Source organism: Streptomyces sp. SID8352 (genome assembly GCF_009862265.1).
Classification (GTDB): domain Bacteria; phylum Actinomycetota; class Actinomycetes; order Streptomycetales; family Streptomycetaceae; genus Streptomyces.
In genome coordinates this window covers 34,351-53,830 of sequence record NZ_WWGX01000064.1, presented here as the reverse complement: position 1 = coordinate 53,830, position 19,480 = coordinate 34,351, and the positions used below count along the sequence as shown (strand labels likewise).

The following is a 19,480-nucleotide window of genomic DNA, read 5'->3' as shown; positions in this document are numbered from 1 at the left end:
GCGGCGCGGTTGGTTCAGAGGAGGAGACACGTGGCGGGCGAAGCGAAGGCGCCGGGGGAGTTGGCCCAGACCCTCGATCGTGGTTTGCGGGTGCTGGAGTACCTCGGTACCGCCCCGGAGGGGTTCACGGCGACCGAGGTCGCCCAGTACATCGGGGTCCATCGCTCCATCGCGGCGCGGTTGCTGGTGACGCTCACCCACAGGGGTTTCGCGTCGAAGCTGGCCGACGGGAGGTACATCGTCGGCACCAGCGTGTTCCGGCTGGCGCGGATGGTGGCGCGCGATCTGGTGTCCGTGGCCCAGCCGATGCTGCGGGACGCGACCGACCGGACGATGGCGACATCGGTGCTGCACATCGCCGACGGCGACGAGGTGGTCACCCTGCTGTCGATAGAGCCCCCCTCCGCGACCTTCCGGGTGGGGATGAGGGTGGGGGCCCGCGGGCCCCTGGACCTCGCGGCGCACGGGGTGGCGATCCTGGCGGGGCGTGAGCCCGTCGAGGGGGAGCGCGCCGAGATCGCCCGGTCCCGGGAGCTGGGTTACGCCGTCACGACCGGTGTGGTGGTTCCCGGGTACACCGGGATCTCGGCGCCGGTGGTGGTCAACGGGCAGGTCGACGCGAGTGTCGGGCTGGTGGTCCCGGATTCGCGCGCGTCCGAGCTGGGCACGCTGACCGCCGAGGTGCTCGGACTGGCGGAGGCGTTGTCGCTGGCCGCCGGCTGAGCGTCGGCCTTCGGAGGTGAGGTCCCGGGACGGTGGTCCCGGGACCTCATCGTTGTTTTCCCCCATGTTTCACCTCTTGACAGGCTTCCGGCCCCAGTGTTGTGTTCTCGTTTAACGAACGGTTCATTCGTTTATCGGTTAGGGAGAAGCTGTGGTCGGTACCTCTTCCACCCCGTCGGAGAACGCCTCCGCCCAGAGCGCGCGAGAGGGGTCCCTGGCCAATCTGAGCCAGCAGCTGGCCGACTTCGCCGCCACGGTCAAGCGCCCGGACGAGGCCAAGAAGGCGATCAACGAGGCATTCGAGGAGATCGAGGCCAAGGGGCTCGTGCCGGGACTGGGGATCGGTGACCTCGCTCCCGACTTCACACTGCCCGACGCCCGCGGCGGAGAGGTCCGCCTCTCCGAACGCCTTGCCAAGGGCCCGGTCGTTCTGATCTTCTACCGGGGGTCCTGGTGCCCCTACTGCAACCTGGAGCTGCGCGCCTACCAGGCCGCCCTCCCCGAGTTCGAGAGCGCCGGCGCCAGTCTCGTCGCGGTGAGCCCGCAGCGCCCGGACGACACCCTGTCCATGGCCGAGAAGAACGAGCTGGCCTTCGACGTCCTCTCCGACGCCGAGCAGGACGTGCTGGAGGCCTACCGGATCCGCTTCGAACTGCCCGAGGGGATCACCGAGCACATGCTCGAGGGCACCCTCGCCGCGCTGGCGCGCCAGCAGCCCAACGGCCGGTTCAGCCTGCCGGTCCCGGCGACCTATGTGATCGACCCCGAGGGGCGTGTCCGCGCACGGCACGTCTCGATGGCCTACCGCACCCGGATGGAGCCGGCCGACGCCCTGGCCGCGATCCGGGAGATCCAGGCCGAACGCTCCTGACCGTCCCACGAGATGCCCGCGCGGGTGGGCGCGCTGATGACACGTGCAACCAAATCGTCCACGGCCAGAAGGAATTCAAGATGAGTCACCAGATTGTTCGACGCCGCAGCCGGGTCAGAGGAATCGGCACGCTCCTCCTCGCGGGAGGGCTGACCCTCACCGCCTGTTCCACCAGCAAGACCTCCGTGGACTCCTCGCCCGGTGTCACCAAGGACAAGATCACCCTTGGTGTGCTCACCGACATCACCGGTCCTTTCAAGGCCATCGACGAGCAGCAGAACCTCGGTGTCAAGCTCTACTGGGACGAGAAGAACCGCACCGGTGACACTTGCGGCCGCAAGGTCGAGATAGCGACCCGCGACCACGGGTACGACCCCCAGAAGGCGCTGTCCCTGGCGGGCGAGCTGAACAAGGACGTGCTGGCCTACCAGGTCACCGTGGGCTCGCCGCCCACCTCGGCCGTCCTCCCCGAACTGGAGGAGCAGAAGATCATCGGTGTGGCCATGAGCTGGTCACCGGTGCTCGGCGCCTCCGACGCCCTGATCATCCCGGGCACCTACTACAGCGTCGAGATGGTCGGCGCCCTCGACTACCTCGTCGAGCAGGGCACGGTGAAGTCCGGCGACTCCGTCGGCCACATCTACTTCGCGGGCGACTACGGTGAGCCGGCCTTCGAGGGGCTGAAGCACTCCGCGGGCAAGAACGGCGTCAAGGTCGTCGGCTCCCAGATCGACCCCTCCGTCACCGACGTGACCTCCCAGGTCGCCGCGCTCCAGGCGAAGAAGGTGAAGGCCATCTTCATCAACGCCTCGCCCACGCAGCTCGCCTCGCTCGCCAGCCTGACGGAGTCCAAGGGGCTGGACGTCCCGATCATTTCCTCCGCCCCGGCCTTCGCGCCCCAGCTCCTTGAGACCAACGCGGCGAAGATTCTGGAGAAGCGCGCGCTGGTCGTCAGCAGTGTGATCCCGTTCTCCGGCGACACCCCCGCCGCGAAGAAGGTCGCCGAGCTGTACGGCAAGTCCGGCAGCAAGGTCCCGGCCAGCATGTGGGTCGTCCTCGGCTACGCGGCGTCCAGCATCATGGACCAGGCGATCACCGCGGCCTGCGAGGACGACCAGGTCTCCCGTGAGGGCCTGTGGGACTCCTACCAGAAGCTCGGCAAGGTCGACACCGACGGCGCCACCGTCGCCCTCGACTTCAGCAGCAACGGTGAGACCCCGTCCCGCAGCATCAACGTGCTGCGCCCCTCGACCTCGGTCAAGGGCGGCCTCGACCCGGTCACGGAGGGCTTCGTCGGGAAGAACACCGAAGGGTACGGGTCCAAGTGAGTTCCCCCGACCTCTCCCGGGAGTCGCCGCCCCCGATCCTGGCCCTGGACGGGGTCGGCGCCCACTACGGCGCCGCCACCGTGGCACTGAACGGGGTCTCCCTGACGGTGCGGTCGGGCTCGGCGGTGGCGCTCCTGGGGAGCAACGGCGCGGGAAAGAGCACCACCCTCCGCGCGATCTCGGGTGTGCTGGTCGGACATGGCGGACGCCAGACCTCCGGGTCGATCCACTACGACGGCCTGCCGCTCGACGGGGTCCCCGCCGACCGGCGGGTGCGCATGGGGATCGTGCAGGTGCCGGAGGGGCGGCAGATCTTCACCAGCCTGAGCGTGGAGGAGAACCTCCGCATCGGGCGCTACGGCAAGCGGGCGGACCGGTCCGGGACCCACGCCGACCTCGAACGCGCCTTCGACATGTTCCCCATTCTCGGGGAACGCAGGCACCAGGCGGGGGGCCTCCTCTCGGGCGGTGAGCAGCAGATGCTGGCCATCGCCCGGGCCCTGATGGCCAGCCCCCGGCTGCTGGTGCTCGACGAGCCCTCGCTCGGCCTGGCACCGAAGATCGTCGACCAGATCGCGGGCATCGTCCGCCGGATCAACGAGGGCGGTACCTCGGTGCTGATCGTCGAACAGAACGCCCATGTGGCACTGGAACTGACCGAATACGCCTATGTGCTCGCCGGCGGAAAGGTCGTGGTCGAGGGGGCCTCGGCCGACCTGAAACGGAGTGAGGACGTGCAGCGTGCCTATCTCGGAGGCGATCTGGTGCCGACGGGCGAACAGGTGAGGGGGGCAGGATGACCGGGGCATCCCTGAGCGTCAAGGACGTCACCCTGCGCTTCACCGGCGTGGTGGCGCTGTCGGAGGTCACCTTCGAGGTGGAACCCGGCACCGTCCACGCCGTGATCGGCCCCAACGGGGCCGGCAAGTCCTCGCTGTTCAACGTGTTGTCCGGGCTCTACCGGCCGCAGACCGGCTCGGTCACCCTGGACGGCGTCGACCTGATCGGCAAGCGCCCCCACCGGATCGCCCAGCTCGGCGTCGGGCGGGCCTTCCAGAACGCCTCGATGTTCGACGATCTCACCGTCGCCGAGCACCTGATGATCGGGCAGCACCGCTTCGGCCGGGGCGGACTGCTCGCCTCGGGGCTGCGGCTGCCGCACGAGCGCCGCGCGGAGCGCGAGGCACGTGCCGTCGCCGAGGAGGCCGCCGCCTACTTCGGTCTGACCGAGTACCTCAACGCGCTCGCGGCCGACCTGCCCTACGGGCTCCAGAAGCGGGTCGACCTCGCCCGCGCCGTCGCCACCACCCCCAAGCTGCTGCTCCTCGACGAGCCGGCCGCCGGGCTGCACACGCACGAGAAGGTGGAGATGACGGGGGTGATCAAGCGACTGGCCTCGGAAAGGGACCTCAGCGTGCTCCTGGTCGAACACGACATGCCCCTGGTGATGGAACTGGCGGACAGCCTCACCGTGCTGGACTTCGGCTCGGTCATCGCCTCCGGCGAGCCGTCCGTCGTCAGCCGTGACGAGCGGGTCGTCGCCGCCTACCTCGGAACAGCGGCGGAGGCGACGGCATGAACTTCTTCATGAGCCTGCTGATCTCGGGCATCTCGGTGGGGGCGCTCTACGCGCTGGTCGCCCTCGGCATCGTGATCGTCTACAAGGCGTCGTCCGTCGTCAACTTCTCCCAGGTCTCCTTCCTGATGCTGGGCACCTATGTGGTGGCCAGCGCCTACACGACCTACGACCTGCCGTTCTGGGCGGCCCTGCTGCTCGGAGCGGTCTTCACCGTGCTGCTCGGCCTGGTGGTGGAGCGGCTGCTCATCCGCCGCTTCACCCGCACCAACTCGGTGGTCGCGGCGAGCATCATGACCATCGGCCTGGACACCGCCATCGCGACCGAGGTGCAGCGCCGCATCGGCGCCAGCATCCTGCCCCCGGGCGATCCGTGGGGCGACTCCCTGGTGACGGTCGCCGGCATCACCGTCCCGCAGGTGCGGGTGGTCGCCCTGGTGCTGAGCCTGCTCTTCCTCGGGCTCTTCCAGCTCTGGCTGCAGCGCTCCGACTTCGGCATCGCCATGCGCGCCACGGCGGAACGGCCCGACACGGCGGCCCTGATGGGCATCCGCCTCTCCTGGGTGGCCGCCACCGCGTGGGGCCTGGCCGGCCTGCTCGCCGTCCTCGCCGGTGTCTTCCTCGTCGCGTTCCCCAGCCCGGGTCTCGACGGCGGCGTCACGCACCTGGCGCTGCGGGCACTGCCCGCAGCGATCATCGGCGGACTGCGCGCCACCTCGGGCGCGATCGTCGGCGGTGTGATCGTCGGGGTGACCGAATCGATGGTCCTCGGCTACCACGACCAGTTGTCGTTCCTCGGCCAGGGCCTGGAGACGGTGGCGCCGTACGTCGTGATGCTGTTGGTCCTCTTGTGGAGGCCCAACGGCCTCTTCGGGGCGAAGGAGTTGAGTCGTGTCTGAGCAGGTCGTCATCCGCAGTGAGCCCGCGGTGCCGGACGCCCCGGCGTCCGCCGCCGTGACGACGCGGCAGGGCACCGGCCGACGGTGGCCGCTCCCGACCGGGTCGTGGTGGAAGGGGGTGCTGGTCGCCGCCGCGGTGGTGGCCGTGCTCCTCGCCGTCCCCTACTACCTCGGTTCGTTCTGGCTGAACCTCGGCACCTTCGCCGCGGCCACCGCCATCGGCGCGATCGGGCTGACCGTGCTCTACGGCAGGGTCGGCCAGCTCTCGCTCGCGCACTCCTTCTTCCTGGCGGTCGGCGCCTACAGCTACATCTTCTTCGCCGCCGAACCGGGATCCGGCCAGTGGGGCCTCGGCCTTCCCCCGTTCCTCGCGGTGATCGCCGCGGTGCTCCTCTCCGGTGTCTTCGGACTGCTGTGCAGCCCGATCGCGGCCCGGCTCAAGGGGATCAGCCTCGGTGTCGCCACCATCGCCCTGGTCTTCATCGGCCAGCACGTGCTCTTCTCGGTGCCCGCGCTGAGCGGCGGCTTCAACGGCCGCGCCGTCCCCGCGCTCACCGTGGGCGGCGTCGAACTCCTGGGCAACGAACCGGAGCTGGTGATCGGGGGCGTTCCGTTCGAACGGGCGGAGCGGCTCTGGCTGCTGTGCGCCCTGGCCCTGGCGCTGACGTGGTGGTTCACCCGGCGCGCCCTGCACAGCCGGACCGGACGCGCGTTCGTCGCGATCCGCGACGGTGAGCACCAGGCCGCCGCGCTGGGCATCGACGTGGCGCGGGTACGGGCGATGGCCTTCCTGTTCTCCGCGGTGCTGGCCGGTCTCGCGGGCGTCCTGCTCGCCGTGGCCTTCCGCCGGGTGGTGCCGGAGTACTGGAGCCTCATGCTGGCCCTGCAGTTCCTGGCCATGATCGTGATCGGCGGGGTCGGTTCCCTCGGCGGTGCCGTCGGCGGCGCCCTGTTCGTCACCCTGCTGCCGCTGCTGCTGCAGCGCTACGGCTCGCAGATCCCGGGCCTGGACACGGACCCGGGCGGGGCGTTCCCCCCGTCGGTGGTCGCCCAGCTCGCGTTCGGTGTGCTGATCGTGGTGATCATGCTCGTCGAACCCAAGGGCCTCACGGAGATCGCCCGCCGGGTGGCGCGGTCCGTCACCGGCGCGGAACGGGTCCGGCGGCTGGTGCCGCCCCGGTTCCTCGCGGGCCCTCCGGCGCCGGAGCCGGGGGCCGGAACGTCCGAATCACCCAATCGCAGCGAGTAGCACGACACGGCCGAGCCGAGCCGATCGGCCCGGCCGAGGAGGAGTGGGAGTGGACAAGGTAGTGGGGTCCGCCGCGGAGGCGGTGGCCGACATCCGCAGCGGAATGTCGCTCGCGGTGGGCGGGTTCGGACTGTGCGGGATACCGGCGGTGCTGATCGAGGCCCTGCTGGACGCGGGCGTCGACGGGCTGGAGGTCGTCTCCAACAACTGCGGCGTCGACGACTGGGGACTGGGCCGGCTGCTGGCGGCCCGGCGCATCCGGCGGATGGTGTCGAGCTACGTGGGGGAGAACAAGGAGTTCGCCCGGCAGTACCTGGCGGGCGAGTTGCAGGTCGAACTCACCCCGCAGGGCACCCTGGCCGAACGGCTGCGCGCGGGAGGGTCGGGCATCCCGGCCTTCTACACCCGGACGGGTGTGGGCACCCAGGTCGCCGAGGGCGGGCTGCCCTGGCAGTACGACGCCGCCGGCGGGGTCGCGGTCGCCTCCCCGCCGAAGGAGATCCGGTCCTTCGGGACCCCGGACGGGACCGCGCAGTTCGTGCTGGAGGACGCCATCGTCTGCGACGTCGGGCTGGTCCGGGCCTGGCGGGGCGACCGGCACGGCAACCTCGTGTTCCACCGCTCCGCCCGGAACTTCAACCCCCTGGTGGCCATGTCCGGGCGGTTCACCATCGCCGAGGTGGAGGAACTCGTCGAACCCGGCGAGCTGGACCCGGACGCGATCCACACACCCGGTGTGTACGTGCAGCGCGTGGTGCCCCTGACACCCGAGCAGGCGGCGGACAAGCGGATCGAGCGGCGGACTGTGAGGGAGCGCGCATGACCGGCTGGACACGCGACGAGATGGCGGCGCGGGCCGCCCGCGAGCTGACCGACGGCTCGTACGTCAACCTGGGGATCGGGCTGCCGACCCTGGTGCCCAACCACGTCCCCGACGACGTGGAGCTGGTGCTGCAGAGCGAGAACGGCATCCTGGGCGTCGGTGCCTACCCGTACGACGAGGACGTCGACCCGGACCTGATCAACGCCGGGAAGGAGACGGTGACCCTCAGACGGGGCGCCTCCTTCTTCGACTCCGCGACCAGCTTCGGCATGATCCGCGGCGGCAAGATCGACGCGGCGATCCTGGGCGCGATGCAGGTCTCCGCCAAGGGCGACATCGCCAACTGGATGATCCCCGGAAAGATGGTCAAGGGCATGGGCGGCGCCATGGACCTGGTGCACGGCGCCAAGAGGGTGATCGTCCTCATGGAGCACCTGGCCAGGGACGGCTCTTACAAGATCGTCGACGAGTGCTCGCTCCCCTACACCGGCAAGGGCGTGGTGCAGCGGATCATCACCGACCTGGCGGTCATCGACATCACGGAGGAGGGGCTCCGTCTGGTGGAGACGGCTCCCGGCGTCAGCGAGAGCGATGTGCGGGCGGCCACCGAACCGCCGCTGCTGGTGGGGTGACCCCCGGCGGGCGGGGCGGGGCGGGCGCGGCGGGTCGGGGGTGCGACGGGCGGTGCGCCGTTCGGCGGACGGCCCGTGGTGGGGGTGTGCGGGGCCTTCGGCGGGTGTGCGCGCCGAAGGCCCCGCCCCGTGCCCGATCCGGCCGCCCGTCCTTCCCACCGCCTCCGCTCCCTGGGCCCGCTGCCCGACTCCCCGATCCGCCCGCCGTCCCGCGGCCTTCGTGATCCGTCCACCGACTCACCCCGGATTCCCCACAACCATACTGAAAAGACTGGGAGTTGGGTCCGGTCCGGGGCATGCCCCATGTATAGGGTTGGCTCTTGGAAGGATCTCCGGCCGACCGACGAGGGGGACCGATGGAAGCGTTGCAGCCAGGCGATCCGCGCCGCGCGGGCACCTACCGAATCGTGGGCCGGCTCGGTGCCGGCGGCATGGGGCAGGTGTTCCTCGGGCGGTCGGCCGGGGGGAGACCCGTGGCCGTCAAGGTGATCCGGCCCCAGTACGCGGCGGACCCCGGCTTCCGGCGGAGCTTCGCCCAGGAGGTGGAGGCGGCCCGTCGGGTCGGCGGGTTCTTCACCGCGCAGGTGGTCGACGCCGACCCCGACGCCGAACAGCCCTGGCTGGTCAGCGCCTTCGTGCCCGGACCCTCGCTGCAGGCGGTGGTGGCCGGGCACGGCGGGCTGCCGCCCGGCGCGCTGCGGGTGCTGGCGGCCGGACTGGCCGAGGGACTCGAAGCCATCCACCAGTGCTCGCTCGTCCACCGGGACCTGAAGCCGAGCAACGTCATCATGGCCGCCGACGGTCCGCGCGTCATCGACTTCGGCATCGCGCGGGCGCTGGAGGCCACCTCGCACACGGTCAGCGGGGTGATCACCGGCACCCCGGCCTACATGTCGCCCGAACAGGCCCGCGGCGACCGGGAGATCGGCCCGGCGAGCGACGTGTTCGCCCTCGGCTCCGTGCTGACGTTCGCCGCCTCCGGCAGCGCCCCCTTCGGCGACGGGCACCCCGCCGCGATGATCTACCGCATCGTCCAGGAGGAGCCCGACCTCAGCCTGGTCGACCACGAGTTGCGCGGCCTGGTCGCCGCCTGCCTGGCGAAGGATCCGCAGGCCCGGCCCACCGCCGCCGGGATCCTCGGCTCGGTCTCCGGCGACGCCTCCGCGGGGGACTGGCTGCCTGCCCCGGTCACCGGCATGATCAGCGAGTTCGGGGCCGCGCACCGCGTGCCGGACACGGACGGGGGCGGTGGCACCGGCGCCACGGTGCCCGCCGCCGACGGGGCGGCCTCCGCCCGGACGGCCACGCCCGACAGCGGAACCAGGGTCTACGGGACCGGTCCCCACGTCCCGCCCGCCGCTCCCCGGCGACGCCGCGGACTGGCCCGGCTGTTCCCCGCCCGCCGGGGCCGGGACGAGCCGGTGGACGCGGTCCCGGCCACCGACGCGCGCTCCCTCACGCAGGGCTGGAACGGGCTGGCCTGGGGAGCGGGCGTCGCCGACTTCAGGGCACGGTTCGCCGGGGCCGGACAGCAGAACGGCGAGTGGTGGGTCACGGGCCTCGGCCCCGAGACGTTCTGCGGGATCACCATGGACACCCAGTACGCCTTCAACGAGCGCGGCCGGTTCTGCATGGTCGTCTTCTATCCCGAGCCCGAGGACCGGGAGCGGCTGACCGTGGCGGTGCTGGAGACCATGGGCGCGCCCGACGGCACGACCACCAAGTGGACCCGCGGCAAGGTCGTCGTCGACGTGAAGGTGGCGGGCATCGCGGCCACCATGACCCACACCGGGTTCGACACGCACTGACCGGCTCCTCCCTCGGGGGCGTGGACCCGCCCGGGAGGGACCCGCCCGGGAGGGACCCGCCCGGGAGGGGGCCGCGGGCGGGGAGGCGCGGAGGGCGCGCCGTCCCGCCGCCCGGTGTCCTGCGGCCGGGACCCCGCCGTCGCGGTGGAGGCGCGGGGCCGACGCGAACGGGCCGACGGTGGTGGCCGCGGTCATGAGGGGACTCCTTCCGTGCGGTCGTCCGCGGGAGCGGGGGAGCGGGGACGGAGCGCGGCGGTCCGGCCGCGCGGCAGCACCCACACCGCCACGGCCGCCGCGAGCACGAACAGGCCGGCGGAGACGGCCAGCGCCAGCGCGTAGCCCTCGTTGAGCGCGGCGGCACCGGTGTCCGCGCCGGTGCGGTGCGCGGCGACGGTGGCCAGGACAGCCAGACCGACGCATCCGCCGAGCTGGCGGGAGCTGTTGAGGAGACCCGAGGCCATGCCCGCCTCGTCCCGGGCGACGCCCGTGGTCGCGGCGGCGGCGACCGGGGCCAGCACCAGCCCCGCGCCGACGCTGGTGACCAGGGACGGGCCGAGGACATCGGTGAGGAATCCGCCGTCGGGTCCGATCCGCGAGAACCAGGCCAGCCCCGCGGCGGCCAGCAGCGCGCCGGGCACCAGGGAGGCCCGGGGGGAGTGCGCCGCGGTGATCCGGATCGCGACGACCGTTCCCGCCACCAGGCCCGCGGAGAAGGGCAGGAAGGCCACCCCGGTCGCCGCCGCGCCCATGCCCAGCACCTGCTGCATGTACAGGGAGACGAAGTAGAACGCCGCGAACTGCCCGGCGGCGGCCAGGAACACCAGGATGTTGGCACCCGAGATCCAGCGGCTCAGCAGCAGCCCCGGACGGAGCAGGGGAGCGGAGGACCGCGCCTCGGTGCGGGCGAACCCGGCGAGCAGCGCGACGGCGACGGCGAGCGTCGCCCAGGTGACCGGGGAACCCCAGCCCAGGGCTTCGGTGCGGACGACGCCGAGCACCAGCAGGCCCACCCCGCCGGTGGCGAGGACGGCGCCCGGCACGTCCAGCCGCTCGCGCCGCTCGGGCGGCCTCCCGGCGGGCACCCCCGCCGGGACGAGCGCCAGAGCCAGCGCGACGACGGGCAGGTTGACCAGCATGACCCAGCGCCAGCCCGCGTACTCGGTGAGCACTCCGCCGGCCAGGACCCCGAGCGCGCCGCCCGCGGCGTTCACCGCGCTCCACACCCCGAGCGCGCGCACCCGGCGGGGTCCCTCGGGGAAGGCGGTGGTGAGCATCGCCAGCGCTGCGGGCGCGGTCGCCGCGGCGCCCAGGCCCTGCCCGGCACGGGCGGCGATCAGCTGCCAGGGCGTCTGGGCCAGTCCCCCCGCCAGTGAGCACAGCCCGAAGACGGCCAGCCCGGCGACGAACATCCGGCGCCGCCCGTAGAGGTCGCAGGCGCGCCCGCCCAGCAGCAGTGCGCCGCCGAAGGCGAGCGCGTAGACGTGCACGACCCAGGACAGGCCGAGGGGAGTGAACCCCAGTGCCGAGCGGATGGCGGGCAGCCCGACATTGACCACGGACATGTCCAGGGCGACGACGAACTGGGCGACGGCCGCCGCGGCCAGCACCACTCCCGGTCGTGTTCCAGAGTTTTTATACATGTAAGAAAACTACGCCGCCCGACACCCGTCTGACAATTCCCGTCCCTGAGTGCCGGGTCGGTGCGGCGGGGGCGCGTGCAAGGCGACGTGGGGCGGAGGGGAACCCCCGGACGGGCCCGGGCACCGTCCGTCGGCACCCGGGGGGATGATGGGGGCATGCCGCAGCCGTCCGCACCCCGCAAGGCCCCGGGCCGCCCGCCCCGCATCTCCCGGGAGGAGATCGTCCGGGCGGCCCGCCGGATCGTCGCCGAGACCGGAGCAGACCGGCTGACCATGCGGCGGCTGGCGGCGGAGGTCGGCAGCACGCCCATGGCCCTCTACCACCACGTCCGCGACAAGGAGGAGCTGCTCGTCCTCCTCCTGGACGACTACGCCGCGCGGACCCTGCGCAGGTTCGAGCCCCCGGACGATCCGCGCGAACGGGTCGTCACCGCCGCCACCGCGATCCACACGGCGCTCGCCGACTGCCCCTGGATCGTGGAGGTGCTGACGGCCGACGACCTGATGTCCGCCTCGGCGCTCTGGTTCGTCGAGCAGATCGTCGACGGGCTGGTCGCCGCCGGGCTCTCCCCCGACCGGGCCGTCCACGGCTACCGCGCGATCTGGTACTACACCGCCGGGGAGATCGTGGTCAGGACGACCGCGGCCCGGCGGCGCGCGGACGGCGGAAGCGCGACCTACCGGGAGCAGGTGTTCGCCGGGCTGGACCCGGAGGAACTGCCGCGCCTGGCCGGGGTCGCTGACCGCTGGGCCCCGCTGACCGCCGAGGACACCTACCAGGACGGGCTCAGGGCCCTGGTGCGCGGACTTCTGGCGGACGCCTGACACGGGCCAACGGGTCCGCCGCCGAAAGGAGCGGCGGCGTCTGCAGGGCGGCGGAGGCAGTCGGCGGGGCGGGTGCCGCCGGGGCGGCGGGAGAGGCGCGGGGCGCAGTCCCGGTCGGCGCTCCCCGTGGCCGGCCGCGGCGAGGTGGCCCGGGCCCGGGTCAGGGGGACCGTCAGCTCAGGGGAACCGTCAGCGGTGGCCGGGCCGGCCGCCGGGCCAGCGGCGGACGCCGGGCAGCCGGGCCGGGGACGGAGGGAGCCGGGCGGGGACGGGGGCGGGGTCCGGCGGGACCCGGAGGGAGCCGGGCGGGAACGGCCGAAGCCGGGAGGGGCGGCGGCAACCCGGCGGGGCGGCGGGAACCGGGCGGCGGCCCGGGAGGACCGCTGGAGGCCGGAGGCCCGGACCGCCGCCCGGCTCTCCGGGAACGCCTCCAGCACCTGCCCGTGGGCCGAGGAGCCGGTCAGCCCCGCCCCGGGTCGGCGCTCCCGGCGGCCGTGCGGTCCCGTACCCGGAACGGCCGGGCGTCGCACAGCGCGACCGCTCCCACATGGGCGGGCCCGGCGGGCAGGTCCGCCACCGTCCAGGTGCCGGGGAACCCGGGCGGCCCGTGGACCACCCGGGGCTGGGGCCCGGTGCCCACCGGCAGTCCCAGGCCCCGCACGAGCCGGCCCCCGGCCGCCTTCACGCACGCCTCCTTCCGGGTCCACAGCCGCAGGCACCTGTGCACCCGGTCCGGCTCCTCGCCCCCGGCCACCCAGGCGCTCTCGTCCGGGGGGAACCAGCGGGCGGCGAACCGGACGGCGTCCCGCTCCGGGCGGACCTCCTCGACGTCCACCCCCACCTCCCGCCCCTCGCACAGCGCCAGCACCGCCAGGTCGCCGGAGTGGGAGAGGCTGAAGTGCCAGCGCCCGGCCCCGGTGCCGCCGTCCGGGAAGGGCTTGCCGTTCGGGCCGAAGCGCAGCCGCACCAGCGCGGGAGGGACACCGAGCCGCTCCCCGAGCACCAGCCGGGTGCGGGCGTGGGAGACGGCGAACCGTCGCCGGTGCACCGGGTCGCGCAGCCCGGCCCGCCGCTTACGCTCCCGGGCGTCGAGCACCCCGGCCAGCCGCTCCACCTCGGGAGCCGGGAGGTCCAGCGGGAACCGCCAGACCTCCACGGACGCGACGGCCCCGCTCACCGGGGAGACGGCCCCGGGACACCGAGCCGATCGGGGCCCGACGTACCCGGGACACCGATCCCCGCCACGGCCGGGAAGTCCGCCGGGGCCACCTCCCCCGCGGCCAGGGCGAGCAGCACCCGCTCCAGGCCGCGCAGGAAGCCCTCGATCCGGGCGGGCGGCATCCGGGAGGTGTCGCCGAGCAGGGTGATGCGGATGAGCCCGGGGTCGCCGAAGACATCGAACGTCTCCAGGAAGAACGCCACTTCGTCCTGCTCCAGGCGGTCCGCCCAACGGAACTCCGACTCCCGGGCCGCCTCCGCGAGCGCGGCGGCGCCGAGGACGGGGCGGTCGTCGTCGTCCCGGGTCGTCGACCAGAGGTCGTTCACCAGGCAGTCCACGGCCACCCCCGCCTCCTCCGTGAGGGCGCGGGCCCGCTCGGGGCGGAACTGCCCGTTGCGGTGGGCCCCGAGGGTGGCGGACCACACGCTGCGCAGCGCGTCCGCGAAGGAGTCCCCGGACACGTCGACCGCCACGAACACCTCCTGCGCCAGGTTGCCCACCGCGTGGTGGAGCTCCGGCCGGAAGCGGTTGGCCGTCACCAGCCTCAGTCCGCAGGCGTCCAGGCCCTCGCCGCGGGCCAGCAGCGTCGCGGTGGCGGCCAGCAGCACGTTCGGGACGGTCGAGCGGTGCCGCGCGGCGGCGGCCCGCAGGGCCTCCGGCACCGCCCGCGACACCAGTTCGCCGCGCCAGAACCGCGGTGCCTCCGGATCGCCGGGCGGCCGGGGGAAGTTGTCCGCCGGCGCCCGGTCGAGCTGGGTGCTCCAGTGGCGGAGCGCCTTCTCCTCCATGCGGAGGCCCGCCGGTGAGTTCTCGAACTCCGCCTGCTCCAGGGGCTCGCGGGCCGGGGAACGGGGCGGCGGGGCGGTGCCTGCGGCGAGGGCGGCCAGCAGCGCGTCCAGCTCCGCGATCAGCAGCCGGACGCCGGTCAGGTCGGCCGCGAAGTGGGAGAGGCACAGGACGACCGCCTGCGGCGCCCCGTCCAGCACGCCGACCAGGGCCCGGAAGGGCACGTCGGCGGTGGTGTCGAAGCCGCGGGACTCCAGCCGCCGCGCGGCCTCGGTGAAGTGGACGCGGAGCTCCGCGCCGTGCTCGGCGCCGGTCAGTTCGAGGACGTCGGTCTCGAACGCGCCCTCGGCGAGGACCCGTTGCCCCAGCGCCCCGTCCGTCCCGGGCACCGCCAGGGTGCGCAGCGACTCGTGGCGGGCGACCAGTTCCGCCAGCTGTTCCAGTACGCCGGGGAGGCCGACACCCGGCGGGACGAAGGTCACCTGGGCGACGTTGAAGAACGCGGTGTCGGGCAGCATGGCCACGATGTCCCGCCAGATGTGCCGCTGGCCCCAGGTGGCCGGGCCGGTGGCGGCGCGGTCGCCGCGGAAGGCGATCAGGTGCCTGACGGCATCGGGTGTCGGGTGCGTCATCTCATCCCCCTGTGCGGGTCGTTCGGTGCGTGTCGTGCGTGTCGTGCGGGTCCGGGGACCAGTGGTCCGTGCGGGCCGTGGGTGTCGTGCGGGCAGGTGGATCGGGCCGGGCACGCGGACGGGTGTGCCGCCCGGTGCGCGGACCGCGAGTGCCGCAGGTGCCGTGGGCGACGCGGGGTCGTACGGGCGGGCCGTGCGGGGGAGCGGCCGGTGGCCCGGTGGCCCGGTTGGGCGTGCGCGGCGGCGACGGGGTGGCCGTCACCGGCCCGCTGTCCGGGCGCCCCGGGCCGGGTCAGGGGCCCGTCGCACCACCCCCGGCGACGGAACCCCGGTCCGGGACCGCCGCACCGGCCGCCGCCACTTCTCCGGGGGCGTCCGCGTCCGGGGACCGGCCGGCCCCTTCCCGGGCGGCGACCCGGCGGACGAACAGCACGGTCACCACCACCGCCGCCACCCCGAGCCCGTTGAACGCCGCGATGGTCCGGTAGAGGGCGACGGGCCCCGACGAGGCGGCCAGCCACCCGCCGACGCTCACCGCGCCCACGAAGTACACGGCGTTCATGGCCAGCGCCGCGGGCCCGCCGCCGACCTGTTCCAGGACCGTCAGCGCGGCCAGCACCAGGCCCATCAGCAGATAGCTGAGCCCCACCGTCCCCAGGTAGAGGGAGGTCTCGGCGGCGATCCGCGGTTCGCCGGACATCAGCCCGGCGAACAGGTCGCGCCCGGTGTAGGAGACCGCGGCGAGCACCGCGTACGCCCCGGCCGTGATGCGCAGTCCGGCGTGCAGCGCGGGGCTCAGCGACCGGCTGCGGCCCGCGCCGCGATGGCCGTTCAGCACGATGGCGGTGGCCGAGCCGAGCACCAGCCCCGGCATGATCAGCAGCGTTTGCAGGGTCGCCGCGTTGGCGTAGCCGGACTGCACCGACGGGCCGAACGGTGCCAGGATCCGCATCAGCGCCAGATTGGAGGCGCAGATCACCAGGTAGGAGGCGCCGACCGGGACGCCGACGGCCAGCAGTCGCCGGGCCGCGGCCCGCACGGGCACCGGCCCCGGCCGTCCGGCCGCCGGGCCGAGGAGCCCGGCCCGGCGCAGCAGCGCCCAGCCGAGCGCCGTCCCGGCCAGCCCCGACAGCGCGACGGCCGGCGCCACCCCGTCGATCCCGAGACCCGCGCCCATCCCGAGCAGTGCGACCCCGCCGACCTCCGTCAGCGCGGCCAGCAGGGTCACCGCCGCCGCCTGCCGGGCGAGACCGCAGCCGCGCAGGGTGGTCGCCGTCAGCGCCGGCCCCAGCAGCAGCGCCGAGGCCGGGGCGATGGCCCGCAGGAACGCCGTGAAGTCGTCCCGCGCGGCGCCGGAGACCCCCATCAGGTCGCCCAGCAGCGGCGCCAGGACGATCAGCAGCACGCTGAACGCCGCCCCCGCGCCCGCCGCCAGCCGGGCGTTGGCGCGCAGCGCCGCCCCGGCCGCCCGGAGGTCCCCGGCACCGTGCGCGACGGCGGCGGCCACCTGGTTGCCCGCGCCGACGCCCGCCGTGAGCGCGAGGAACAGGAACTGCACCGGCATGAACAGCGCCCGGACGTAGTGGGCGTCCCCGTCCATCCGGCCCATGAGCGCGAGCACGGCGAGGGGGACGAGGACGGCGACGACGTCGGCGGGGAGCATCGGCGCGGCGATCCGCAGCACGGACCGGGCCGGGCCCCGGGCCGCCCCCGCCGGGTCAGTCACGGTCGATCTTCCCCTGGGACAGACCCTGGAACAGGTTGAGCCGCTGGATGTTGCGGGTGCCCTCCATGAACTCCACCCCGCGCGCGTCCCGGGCGAACTTGTCCAGCAGCGGATGCTCCAGACGGGCCCCGGGACCGAAGTACTCCAGGGCCTCCAGGGTGACCTCCTCGGCCAGTTGGGCGGCCCGCGCCTTCGCGGCCGAGGCCAGGGCGCCCAGTCCCGGGTCGTCCCGGTCGACGGCCGCGCCCGCCCGGTACACCAGCCGCCGCACCCCCTCGATCCGCAGCGCCATGCGCTCCAGTGCCGCCGCCTCGTGCGCGCGCGGGGCCCGCCGGTTCGCCACGACGTACTCGTACGCGCCGCGGGCGATGCCCAGGGCGAGGGCGGCGACCCCGGGGCGCAGCCGGTTGAAGCCCTGGACGGCGCCCATCAGCCCGCGCCGGGTGGGGGACAGATGGCGGCCGAGGACCCGCTCGGCGGGCACCTCGACATCGGTGAGGCGGACCTCGCAGATCTGGTTGCCGCGCAGTCCGACGGTCTCGAACGGCACCGCCTCGAAGCCGGGCCGGCCGGTCTCGACGAGCGCGGCCACCACGCCGAGCGGGCCGGGCCGGGTCCGGGCGAAGACCACGCCGAACTCGCTGCGCGCCGCGTTGCCGATGAACCGCTTGGCACCGTTCAGCAGCAGCGGACCGTCCTCCTCCCCGGGGGTGAGGGCGGTGGTGAGCGCGGCCGCGTCGGAGCCCCGGTCGGGCTCCGTGAGGGCGAGGAAGGTCCACGACGGACGCTCCATCAGCCGCCCGTAGAACCAGGACTGCTGCTCCCGGTCGCCGAGCAGGGCGACCAGCACACCGGAGAGCGAGGGGCCGGGCGCGGCCAGCAGCATCCCCGCGTCGACGGCGGCGATCTCCTCGCAGAACACCACCCGCTCCAGCCCCCCGGTGCCGTAGTAGGCCTCCCCGTCGACCCTGATCGGGTCGGGCTGGTACTCCCGGGGGACGGGGGTGCGGGACAGATAGGAGAACAGCGGCAGGTCCAGGTGGTCGCGGACGCGCTCGGGGTCCTCCTCCAGCGGGAGCGCCAGCGGGCGGATCCGCTCGGCCCACTCCCGCGCGGTGTGCCTGAGGGTGCGGAGCCGTTCGTCGAGCAGGGTCACGGGGCAACCTCGTTACCGGCCGGGGCCGCGGCGTAGACGTCCGCGAGCAGTTCGGAGACGTGGGCGCTCTGGCCGGGGCCGTCGGCCCGGAAGCCGTGGCCGCCGAGCAGCCGCAGCAGGACGCGGTCGGCGCGGGTCACGGCGCGGTGCAGGGCGGTCAGCTCCCCGGCCGTGAACCGGGCCCCGGGGCCGAGCAGTCCACGCAGTTCAAGGTGTTCGGTCAGGGCCTCGGCGAGACTGTCCCCGACCAGCTGCCGCGTCAGCAGCGGACTGCCCCCGAAGGTGCGGGCGGACAGGTACTCGACGCAGTCGTCGAGCAGGGCCTCGGAGAGGCCGAGCCGCAGCCGGGCGAGGCCCAGCACCCATCGGTCGCACGGGTCGTCGGGGCCGGGCGGCAGCGGATGGCGCAGCGCGACGAGCACCTCGCCGTGCAGCCGCACGGTCCGCGGCGCGGACTCGGCGGCCCGGTCGCGCGGGGCGGCGCGCCCGCCGCGCAGCACGCCGCGCGCGCTCCCGACGGGTCCCGCCGGCAGCAGGGCGTGGCCCGCCGGGCCCAACGGGAGCGCGTCGGGCGCCACCTCGGCCTGGAGCGCGGTCAGCGCCGCCACCAGCCCGTGCTCGCGCGCGGTACGGCGGATCGCGTCGCCGGGTTCCTCTCGGACGGCGGTCATCGGCCGGTCTCCTCTTCTCGCGGACGCAGGGTCACCGAGCACAGGCAGAGGTGGCCGAGCGCCCGCTCGTACTCGACGAGGGTCACCCGCTCCGGCGCGCCGCCCGGGGCGGGCACCAGGCGGGCGAGTTCCTCCCACACCCCGGTGCAGGGCAGTCCCCGGGCGGTGGTGACCAGCCGCCCGGCGCCCCCGGCGGCACCGGGGAGGTCCCGGCCCGGATCCACCCCGGCCCCGGCGAGCAGCACCCCGGGGGCGGGTTCCGCGGCGAGGGCCCCCGCCAGCAGTCCGGCCACCGCGCCCGGCCGTACGCCGGTCCACTGGGCGAGGCGGGTGTCCGCGTCCTCGTCGGCGGTGAGCAGCAGCCCCACCGCGCAGTCGGCGGTGACCGCCCGCTCCGGCGGCACGGGTGCCGTGTACGGGCGGCTGGACTGGTCGAGGGCGATCAGGACCCCCCGGGCGAGGCCACCGGGGCGGACGTACTCGCCGGTCAGCCGCAGCGCGGTGAAGGGGGCCGCGGAACCCTGGTCGCTCACCCCGACCGGCAGCGGGTCGCCCGGGAGCAGCTCGCAGACGTAGCCGGTCGGCGAGCGCTCCATGTCGGAGTCCTCGACGGCGTGGGCGGTGGCCAGCAGGTCGACCGGGCCGCCGAACGGGCCGAGGGCGCCCACCGCTTCGGCGGCCATCTCGGCGTAGCTGTTGCGGGTCGTGCCGTCCAGGAAGCCGGGGCGCAGCCCCACGCCGTGGATCTCGGACAGGTCGGCGAAGTAGTGCTCCAGCCAGGGGACCGGGCCCCCGCGGACGAACCGCCGGCCGGGCCCGAAGCGCCGGGCCGTGATCCCCCGCACCCGCAGGGGCAGGCGGACCGGGCCCGGCCCGGGGGCTGCGGCCAGGGTGGCCGCGGCGCTCAGGTACATGG

Annotated in this window: 18 protein-coding genes; 11 read left to right on the top strand and 7 right to left on the bottom strand. The window is 74.1% G+C overall.

The window, feature by feature from the left end:
• The first annotated feature begins 30 nt into the window (after nt 1-30).
• From GTY84_RS20105 to GTY84_RS20060, 10 genes are all read left to right on the top strand, one after another.
• Nucleotides 31-723, top strand: coding sequence for a helix-turn-helix domain-containing protein (locus GTY84_RS20105; RefSeq protein WP_161227692.1), 693 nt, complete (start codon nt 31-33; stop codon nt 721-723).
• Nucleotides 724-874: 151 nt separating this feature from the next.
• A complete protein-coding gene (locus tag GTY84_RS20100; RefSeq protein ID WP_161227691.1) occupies nt 875-1,594 on the top strand; it encodes a peroxiredoxin-like family protein in 720 nt (239 codons plus the stop codon).
• An 80-nt stretch (nt 1,595-1,674) separates the two neighbouring features.
• Nucleotides 1,675-2,922 (top strand): ABC transporter substrate-binding protein, encoded by a 1,248-nt coding sequence (locus tag GTY84_RS20095; protein WP_161227690.1) that lies wholly within the window; start codon nt 1,675-1,677, stop codon nt 2,920-2,922.
• The gene (locus GTY84_RS20090) at nt 2,919-3,722 is read left to right on the top strand and encodes an ABC transporter ATP-binding protein (RefSeq protein ID WP_265295482.1); all 804 of its coding nucleotides are present in this window, start codon (nt 2,919-2,921) and stop codon (nt 3,720-3,722) included. The genes GTY84_RS20095 and GTY84_RS20090 overlap by 4 nt, the downstream gene beginning before the upstream one ends.
• Nucleotides 3,719-4,501 (top strand): ABC transporter ATP-binding protein, encoded by a 783-nt coding sequence (locus GTY84_RS20085; protein WP_161227689.1) that lies wholly within the window; start codon nt 3,719-3,721, stop codon nt 4,499-4,501. The genes GTY84_RS20090 and GTY84_RS20085 overlap by 4 nt, the downstream gene beginning before the upstream one ends.
• Complete coding sequence (locus GTY84_RS20080; RefSeq protein ID WP_161227688.1) at nt 4,498-5,397, top strand: branched-chain amino acid ABC transporter permease; 900 nt, start codon at nt 4,498-4,500, stop codon at nt 5,395-5,397. The genes GTY84_RS20085 and GTY84_RS20080 overlap by 4 nt, the downstream gene beginning before the upstream one ends.
• Nucleotides 5,390-6,646, top strand: a complete 1,257-nt coding sequence (locus tag GTY84_RS20075; RefSeq protein ID WP_202551448.1) for a branched-chain amino acid ABC transporter permease — start codon at nt 5,390-5,392, stop codon at nt 6,644-6,646. Before GTY84_RS20080 ends, GTY84_RS20075 begins: the two co-directional genes overlap by 8 nt.
• A gap of 49 nt (nt 6,647-6,695) precedes the next feature.
• On the top strand, nt 6,696-7,469 hold the full coding sequence (locus tag GTY84_RS20070; protein ID WP_161227687.1) for a CoA transferase subunit A: 774 nt from the start codon (nt 6,696-6,698) through the stop codon (nt 7,467-7,469).
• Entirely contained in the window at nt 7,466-8,101 is a 636-nt protein-coding gene (locus tag GTY84_RS20065) for a 3-oxoacid CoA-transferase subunit B (RefSeq protein WP_161227686.1), read from the top strand. The genes GTY84_RS20070 and GTY84_RS20065 overlap by 4 nt, the downstream gene beginning before the upstream one ends.
• Nucleotides 8,102-8,457: 356 nt before the next feature.
• On the top strand, nt 8,458-9,909 hold the full coding sequence (locus tag GTY84_RS20060; RefSeq protein ID WP_161227685.1) for a serine/threonine-protein kinase: 1,452 nt from the start codon (nt 8,458-8,460) through the stop codon (nt 9,907-9,909).
• A gap of 191 nt (nt 9,910-10,100) precedes the next feature.
• Here the strand turns inward: GTY84_RS20060 and GTY84_RS20055 are convergent, their stop codons facing one another.
• Nucleotides 10,101-11,549: an MFS transporter gene (locus GTY84_RS20055; protein WP_161227684.1), complete on the bottom strand. Its 1,449-nt coding sequence runs from the start codon at nt 11,547-11,549 to the stop codon at nt 10,101-10,103.
• Between the two features lie 156 nt (nt 11,550-11,705).
• Between GTY84_RS20055 and GTY84_RS20050 the strand changes: the two genes are divergently transcribed.
• On the top strand, nt 11,706-12,374 hold the full coding sequence (locus GTY84_RS20050; RefSeq protein WP_161227683.1) for a TetR/AcrR family transcriptional regulator: 669 nt from the start codon (nt 11,706-11,708) through the stop codon (nt 12,372-12,374).
• Nucleotides 12,375-12,834: 460 nt separating this feature from the next.
• Here GTY84_RS20050 and GTY84_RS20045 read toward each other — a convergent pair whose 3' ends face one another.
• The 6 genes from GTY84_RS20045 to GTY84_RS20020 all read right to left on the bottom strand — a co-directional run bounded on the left by GTY84_RS20045 (nt 12,835) and on the right by GTY84_RS20020 (nt 19,478).
• Nucleotides 12,835-13,551: a 4'-phosphopantetheinyl transferase superfamily protein gene (locus GTY84_RS20045; protein ID WP_161227682.1), complete on the bottom strand. Its 717-nt coding sequence runs from the start codon at nt 13,549-13,551 to the stop codon at nt 12,835-12,837.
• Entirely contained in the window at nt 13,548-15,011 is a 1,464-nt protein-coding gene (locus GTY84_RS20040) for a condensation domain-containing protein (RefSeq protein WP_161227681.1), read from the bottom strand. Before GTY84_RS20040 ends, GTY84_RS20045 begins: the two co-directional genes overlap by 4 nt.
• Before the next feature lie 292 nt (nt 15,012-15,303).
• Nucleotides 15,304-16,737 carry an MATE family efflux transporter gene (locus GTY84_RS20035; protein ID WP_161227680.1) on the bottom strand — a complete coding sequence of 478 codons (1,434 nt, stop codon included), beginning with the start codon at nt 16,735-16,737 and terminating at the stop codon, nt 15,304-15,306.
• Entirely contained in the window at nt 16,730-17,893 is a 1,164-nt protein-coding gene (locus GTY84_RS20030; RefSeq protein WP_161227679.1) for an acyl-CoA dehydrogenase family protein, read from the bottom strand. The genes GTY84_RS20035 and GTY84_RS20030 overlap by 8 nt, the downstream gene beginning before the upstream one ends.
• The gene (locus tag GTY84_RS20025) at nt 17,890-18,564 is read right to left on the bottom strand and encodes a hypothetical protein (protein WP_161227678.1); all 675 of its coding nucleotides are present in this window, start codon (nt 18,562-18,564) and stop codon (nt 17,890-17,892) included. The genes GTY84_RS20030 and GTY84_RS20025 overlap by 4 nt, the downstream gene beginning before the upstream one ends.
• The gene (locus GTY84_RS20020) at nt 18,561-19,478 is read right to left on the bottom strand and encodes a hypothetical protein (protein WP_161227677.1); all 918 of its coding nucleotides are present in this window, start codon (nt 19,476-19,478) and stop codon (nt 18,561-18,563) included. Before GTY84_RS20020 ends, GTY84_RS20025 begins: the two co-directional genes overlap by 4 nt.
• Between the last annotated feature and the right edge of the window lie 2 nt (nt 19,479-19,480).